The 5,845-nt window shown below is 54.5% G+C and carries 4 protein-coding genes, 1 tRNA gene and 1 pseudogene; 2 read left to right on the top strand and 4 right to left on the bottom strand.

The window, feature by feature from the left end; genetic code table 11:
• Window positions 1–71 precede the first annotated feature (71 nt).
• A tRNA-Thr gene (locus Q0N43_RS11420) sits at window positions 72–147 on the top strand.
• A 986-nt stretch (window positions 148–1,133) separates the two neighbouring features.
• Window positions 1,134–2,912, top strand: a complete 1,779-nt coding sequence (locus Q0N43_RS11415; RefSeq protein ID WP_295446454.1) for an energy transducer TonB — start codon at window positions 1,134–1,136, stop codon at window positions 2,910–2,912.
• A 476-nt stretch (window positions 2,913–3,388) separates the two neighbouring features.
• Here the strand turns inward: Q0N43_RS11415 and Q0N43_RS11410 are convergent, their stop codons facing one another.
• The 4 genes and pseudogenes from Q0N43_RS11410 to Q0N43_RS11395 all read right to left on the bottom strand — a co-directional run.
• Window positions 3,389–4,279: an NAD(P)-binding domain-containing protein gene (locus Q0N43_RS11410; RefSeq protein ID WP_295446452.1), complete on the bottom strand. Its 891-nt coding sequence runs from the start codon at window positions 4,277–4,279 to the stop codon at window positions 3,389–3,391.
• 29 nt (window positions 4,280–4,308) lie between these two features.
• A complete protein-coding gene (locus tag Q0N43_RS11405) occupies window positions 4,309–4,659 on the bottom strand; it encodes a non-heme iron oxygenase ferredoxin subunit (protein WP_295446451.1) in 351 nt (116 codons plus the stop codon).
• 19 nt (window positions 4,660–4,678) lie between these two features.
• Window positions 4,679–5,629 carry a fatty acid desaturase gene (locus Q0N43_RS11400; protein ID WP_295446449.1) on the bottom strand — a complete coding sequence of 317 codons (951 nt, stop codon included), beginning with the start codon at window positions 5,627–5,629 and terminating at the stop codon, window positions 4,679–4,681.
• Between the two features lie 18 nt (window positions 5,630–5,647).
• Window positions 5,648–5,845, bottom strand: a pseudogene (locus Q0N43_RS11395) (histidinol dehydrogenase); the annotation flags it as partial.

Below are 5,845 nucleotides of genomic sequence, written 5' to 3'. Positions count from 1 at the left end.
GGTCGCACTGCCGCCGCCTTGCCCCTTGCCAGTCCACCCGCTCGCTGATAAATCGCCAGCCTTACCGAGATGCCGCTTTAGCTCAGCCGGTAGAGCACCGCATTCGTAATGCGGGGGTCAGGTGTTCGAGTCACCTAAGCGGCACCATTATTCCAGGCTATAGCGTTGAAATAGAAGGGGAATTGCCTCCCCCTGCTCTTTTACGTCCACCCAATTATCCACCCTTAGTTGCTTGGTAGGGGGTGCGGTTATCGGCTGTGTGTTGGCACTGGGCTGGGTGATCCTTCGCAGCGCCAGTCACTAGAAATCGTGCGGTTCTCAATGCTCACCCGTCCATAGTTGATGCTTTATGCCTTGTGCGCGTGCGCGTGAGCGGCGCGCGCTTGGGCGAAAAACTGTGTTAGCGTTATCTCATCGGGAAGGCGTCGGTTTCCGCACTTGAAGCGCCAAGGTTTTGACGCCCCCCGGTGCGAATTTCGCGACTGCTCATGAACAGGGAGCGCAACGGTTTCCCCATCTCTGCTTTGGGAAGATTGAGTTGCCCCCCGTCAATCGATCGGCCGGCCGTCCAATCCAATGCGAGGCTTTGCCCGCGGCACACGTTGCCAAGGCCTGCCGGCCTTTCGTTTGCTCTTGTTCATCATGCCTATATCGCCTTCCATCTGTTGGCCGGTTTGTGGCCACCAGACGAAAGACAAAACCGGCAAAACCTTACAGAACTCCCTGCGCGGTTTAGAGCGGGCTGGGTTTGCAAAATCAGCGACTTGGCAACCAGCCAATGGTGCCAACCGAACCCAACCATCACAATGATCCCGCCGCAATTGGATCTCGGCCCCGCGCAGCCTGCCAATAATCTCCCTCCGGCTTGTACTTCTTCGCCATCCGGTCCCTCCTTCGTGGGTAAATCTAATTCGGATTTTGGACCACTCTGAAGGGGCAGATCCTCCTCGCGACAACCGAAATCGAGGAGATCCCCCCAGATCACACCGAAAGCCACCTGGCTATGCAAGAGGGTGGGAGATGCAGAAACTACACCAAACTGACGGACGTAATCTCCGATGATCTTGACAATATCCGTTCATCAGGCGATTCCCTGCAAACACGGGGACAATATTTGTTGTTATAGGGGGGCAATGGTAAGCTTCAGCAGTGTCGCGCACAATGTATCGCCTTTGACTGCTTCAAGATTGGCAGTTATCGGTCAGACTGCGTTGGTAATATCTGGGTTTTTTGGCGCTGAACTACATGCTCAAAGCCAGGTATTTTTTTCAAATGACGCGCCAAACGTATCCGAATACATGTCGAATAAGCAAATAATCACAGACGATGACTACCCAGCCTATAGCCGCTTTAAGGGCCACGCTGGTGTAACACGTGTATCGCTTCTTGTGGACAAGGAAGGGAAGCCGCAACAATGTTCTATAACGGAAACAAGTGGCTTTAATTTGATAGATTCGACGACATGCGAAATTTATCTCGCTCGGGCGCGTTACAATATCCCATCAAATCTAACAGAGAAAGTATCTTTTTTTAAGGCAACAGGCGGAGTTAGGTGGCGCATCACTAACAATGAGCAACGGCCGCTGCTTCTAGGAATCAAACTTGTTAGCGAATCTAATTACGACACTAATTACAAGTTGTGTAAGTTTTCTGATAACTATGGAACTCTAGTTGCGCATAACTCTTCATGTACTGTAAATCTTGTTACCGAAAGCGTAAAATACTATAAAGATAGAAAAAAGAATGTCTGGTCAAATCTAAGCGGAAACATTGCGGACATATATCGTGCAAAATCAATAGCTGGAGATGCCGAATCGTCTCTTAATCTTGGCCTAATTCTGGTGAGATATGGTTACGATGATTGGTTCACATACTTAAAATTGTCCGTCGAGCAGGGCAGTGCAGTTGCAGCAAATTTTCTTTGCCAACTGGACACTAAGGGATATAATGTCACTCTCGATAATGTTGAGTTGCTTCGCTACTGCAAAATTGCTTTTGACGGTGGCGCATACGCCTCATCAGCATCAAAGTTAGCTGAATTTCTCGCGAGTGATAATAATCAGAATATACTAGAGAAGCTAACTGAACTCCGTCGGTATGCTTTTTGGTCAGCGACTGCGCGACTTCAGACCGGCAATTTGCTTTATAAGGTCGGCAGCGCTGATGATGCGCTAGCATACTTGTATCTAGACGCGCGCAGAGGAGACGAGAAATCGCAAAAGGCGATGGCGAATATATTTAGGGATCGCAAATCCGCTTATTATAACGAGGCTGCCGCGGAGATTTGGAGTAATATTTCAACAGTCAGCGTACCGTATGTGCCGATGGAAAAGAAGCCGTCGCTGCTCCTTTCGAATGGCAACTCAACCACCGGGTCCTTGTCATTCACGGGAATCAACAATTCGACTTCGCTTTTGCCCTCTTGGAGTGCAAACGCTCCAACACTTACTCATTCTTCCATTGAAGACTTAAAATTCTGTCAAAACAACTTGTTGAATTGCAAATCAGGAATTCCTGCAAACATAACGTACAAATCTGACTCAATTTTAGGCAGTATGCAGCGTTCGTTTAAGGATGCTGTGATTGCTAAGACATTCGTCGCAAAACCTGTAAAGTATCCAGCAATTGCACGACGAATTGGTATTACGGGCGTTACGGCGACAGTATATCGAGTAAACCAAGAAGGTCGGGTAGATCAATGCTATATTGCAGTTTCAACCCTCGTCTACTCTATGGATGAATCGGCATGCAACTCTGTGCGCGAAAAATCATACGATCCAGCAAGTATTGATGGGCAACCTGCCCTTCGGTTTAGAACTCAAAATGTCCGGTGGTCGCTTACTGATCCAAAACCGTCTAACAATAGTGCTATTGGAGCAATTTTAGGTATTATTGCTAGAGTTGTGTTGTAACTGTGAGAGTGTGATCCGTGCATCTAATATTGCTCCAATGGCCTGCCCGCCTTCCGTTTGCTCTTGTTCATCATGCCCAGATCGCCTTCAATCTGTTAGCCAGTTTGTTGCCACCTGACAAAAGACAAAACCGGCATAACCCGACAAAACCTAGTGGTCACGACCTGGCGCTTGGTTCCCATCTTGACCGGTCTGCGAATGGCGGGAATTGGGACTTGGCGGTCATTCCTGGCCGGGCCAATGAACGGCAGTTTACGCCAGAAGCAGACATTCGTGCGGGCGATCGAGCGACAGTGCGATGAACTCCCATCGCGCGATGGGGAGCGTGAACACCGCCGTTGCAACAGTATCAACGGGCAAAATCCGGTCATCGAGGTGCCGCTGAGATTGCCGCGGCGGCCCTTATAGCCATTCTGCAAGAAAGTGATTGGTCTGACACGATCGCATAGCCCGAAAGGCTGCGAACTTGGGCAAGGTCACGACGAATTCCGCTCCTGCAGCCTTTGTCTTGCAAGGGCATAAATTGCCGTCCAATCGTCTCGGGCATGTCCCTTTGCGATTGCAGCAGCGTAAGTTGCAAGTGCGGTTTCCGCCATCGACAAGTTCACACCAACGCTCTTGGCCAGATCGATCGCGATGCCGACGTCCTTGACCACGAGCTCAATCATGAACCCCGGGCTTGTATCGCCCCGCAGCACCTTGGCCGGATAGGTCGTTGCGAGATGACCTTGCCCTGCCACGGTACCGACCATGATGCTGCGGGCAAGTTCGGGATCGATGCCGTTGGCCTCGGCCAGCGCAAGCGCTTCGCTGGTCGCCACATTGGTGGCGCTCGCCAGAAAATTGTTGACGATCTTCATGCGGATGCCTGCCCCCGCCGCGCCGCAATGGATGATGGTGCTGCCCAGCCGTTCCAGAATCGGGCGCGCGCGCTGCAAGACCGCAGCTTCGCCGCCGACCATGAACAGCGAATCTGCCGCTTCGGCGTGCTGCGACGAGCGGCCGACCGGCGCGTCGAGCATGTCGATCTGCCGCGTGGCCATCCGTTGAGCGATATTGTCCGTCACCGCCGGCGAGATCGTGCTCATGTCGATATAGAGAGTGCCCGGGCGGACGGTTGTGATGACGCCATCATCACCGAACAGCACCGCTTCGACGTGCGCGCCATTCGGCACCATGGTGATGACACAATCGGCATCGGCCGCAACAGCGGCGGGCGATGCCGATGCTGTCGCGCCGTCGGCGACAACGGCTGCGACGGCGTGCGGATTGATATCGAACACCGACACCCGAAAGCCGGCCTTGATGAGATTGCGGACCATGGGCGTGCCCATCACGCCGACGCCGATGAAGCCGATGTTCTTCACATTCGTTCTCGCTGCCTTCAATTGCCTGGCTATGCTGCGTCGGGTTCGGCGATCAGGACGAAGACCGCGTCCTCTTCGATCCGGGTCGGATAGGTCTGCAAGGGAATGCTGACCGGCCGGCTCTTTGCGCGCCCCGTCGCAATATGAAAGCGGCCCTGGTGCAACGGGCATTCGATGCAATCGTCGATGACCAGGCCATCGGACAAGCGCGCGCGTTGATGCGTGCAACGATCGCCCGTGGCGAAATAAGCGCCGCCGATCTTGTACACGGCGATCTCATGCTGGCCGTAATCACCGACGATGACGCCCAGGACATCGTCATCCTCGATGTCCGACGTGGCCGCCGCGCGATACCATCTGTCCGATTGCCCGTTCGTCATTGCCGGCCGGTCCCTTTGGTCATTGATAGGTCGGGGTTGCGTGGTTCCAGCGGATGAACTTGCGGAACAGTTCGGCATGCACGCTGAAATAGCCGCCCGGGGCCACGGTCAATTCGTCGCGCACCTCGAGGTGAAAACGGGGCAGCGCGTGAAAGGGGATGAAGGCGCACAAATGATGTTCGGCATGATAGGGCATGTTCCACCAGATCTGGCGGATGAACGCGTTGGTCAGCGTCGTGCGCGTGTTGGTGCGCGGATCAGAGCCTTCCGCGCAGCCGGTGTGCTCGGCGACACGCATCCACCTGGCATAGGATTCGCCAGCGACGCGCGGCAAAAGCCAGTAGATGACGGGCGCCCATGATCCATAGGCGATGGCGACTACCGCCACGGCGGCATAGATCAACAGCATGATGCGCGCCTGGCGGATCAGTCCGGGATACTGGTCTTCGGGGGCATAGGAGCGTTCGGCCGGATCGATCCGACCCAGCGCATGACCGAACAGATAGGATAGATTGCGCTTCCAGATGGTGAGGCCGGAGACATAGACCAGATACTGCCCCAGCGTGATCGGTTTGGGCAACACCATGGCGGAATCCATCCGTCGCACCTGCGTGTAAGTGTGGTGGAAGGCATGGTGATAGCGAAACCAGTGCGGCGGAAAAATGTAGATCAACGCGCATAGCCACAAGACAGCCTCGTTGAGCCAGACCGACTTGAATGCCGTGCCATGCGCGGCTTCGTGCATCGGCGCAAACAAGGTCGCCAACATGGCGCCGTGCAGGAAGATCGCCGGGACGATCCACAGTGTCCCGCGGCTGGCGAACACCAACCATCCGGTGGCAGCAATGACCGCCAGATGAAATGCAAGGAACAGCAAGCCCATGTGATTGTTGCGCTTTGCCAACCGCTTCAGGTTGGCGCGGGGAATGATCGATTCCCGTATGCGGACGAGTTCATCAAGCTCTTGCATCGAATGTCTCCTGCCCGATCACGCCAGGCTTGCAGCAAGATCGAAGTGTTCGCCCGGATAATATTTGGCCAGCCGGGCATCGCCGGTGCGGGCATGGGCTTCCATGCCCTCGCCGCGCGAAATGCGCGCGGTCACGGCGGCGATGTCGCGGGTCGCAGCGATCGTCTGGCGCTGGTAGGTGACGACCTTGATGAACTTCTGGGCGCACAGGCCGCC

This window comes from Sphingorhabdus sp. EL138 (genome assembly GCF_945882965.1).
Taxonomy (GTDB): Bacteria; Pseudomonadota; Alphaproteobacteria; order Sphingomonadales; family Sphingomonadaceae; genus Sphingorhabdus_B.
This window is presented reverse-complemented; position numbering and strand designations above follow the sequence as displayed.

Bases quoted from the DNA above. Each gene is read 5' to 3' on its own strand.
- Q0N43_RS11415 (WP_295446454.1), top strand. From the start codon at position 1,134: ATGGTAAGCTTCAGCAGTGTCGCGCACAATGTATCGCCTTTGACTGCT.
- Q0N43_RS11405 (WP_295446451.1), bottom strand. From the start codon at position 4,659: ATGACGAACGGGCAATCGGACAGATGGTATCGCGCGGCGGCCACGTCG.
- Q0N43_RS11400 (WP_295446449.1), bottom strand. From the start codon at position 5,629: ATGCAAGAGCTTGATGAACTCGTCCGCATACGGGAATCGATCATTCCC.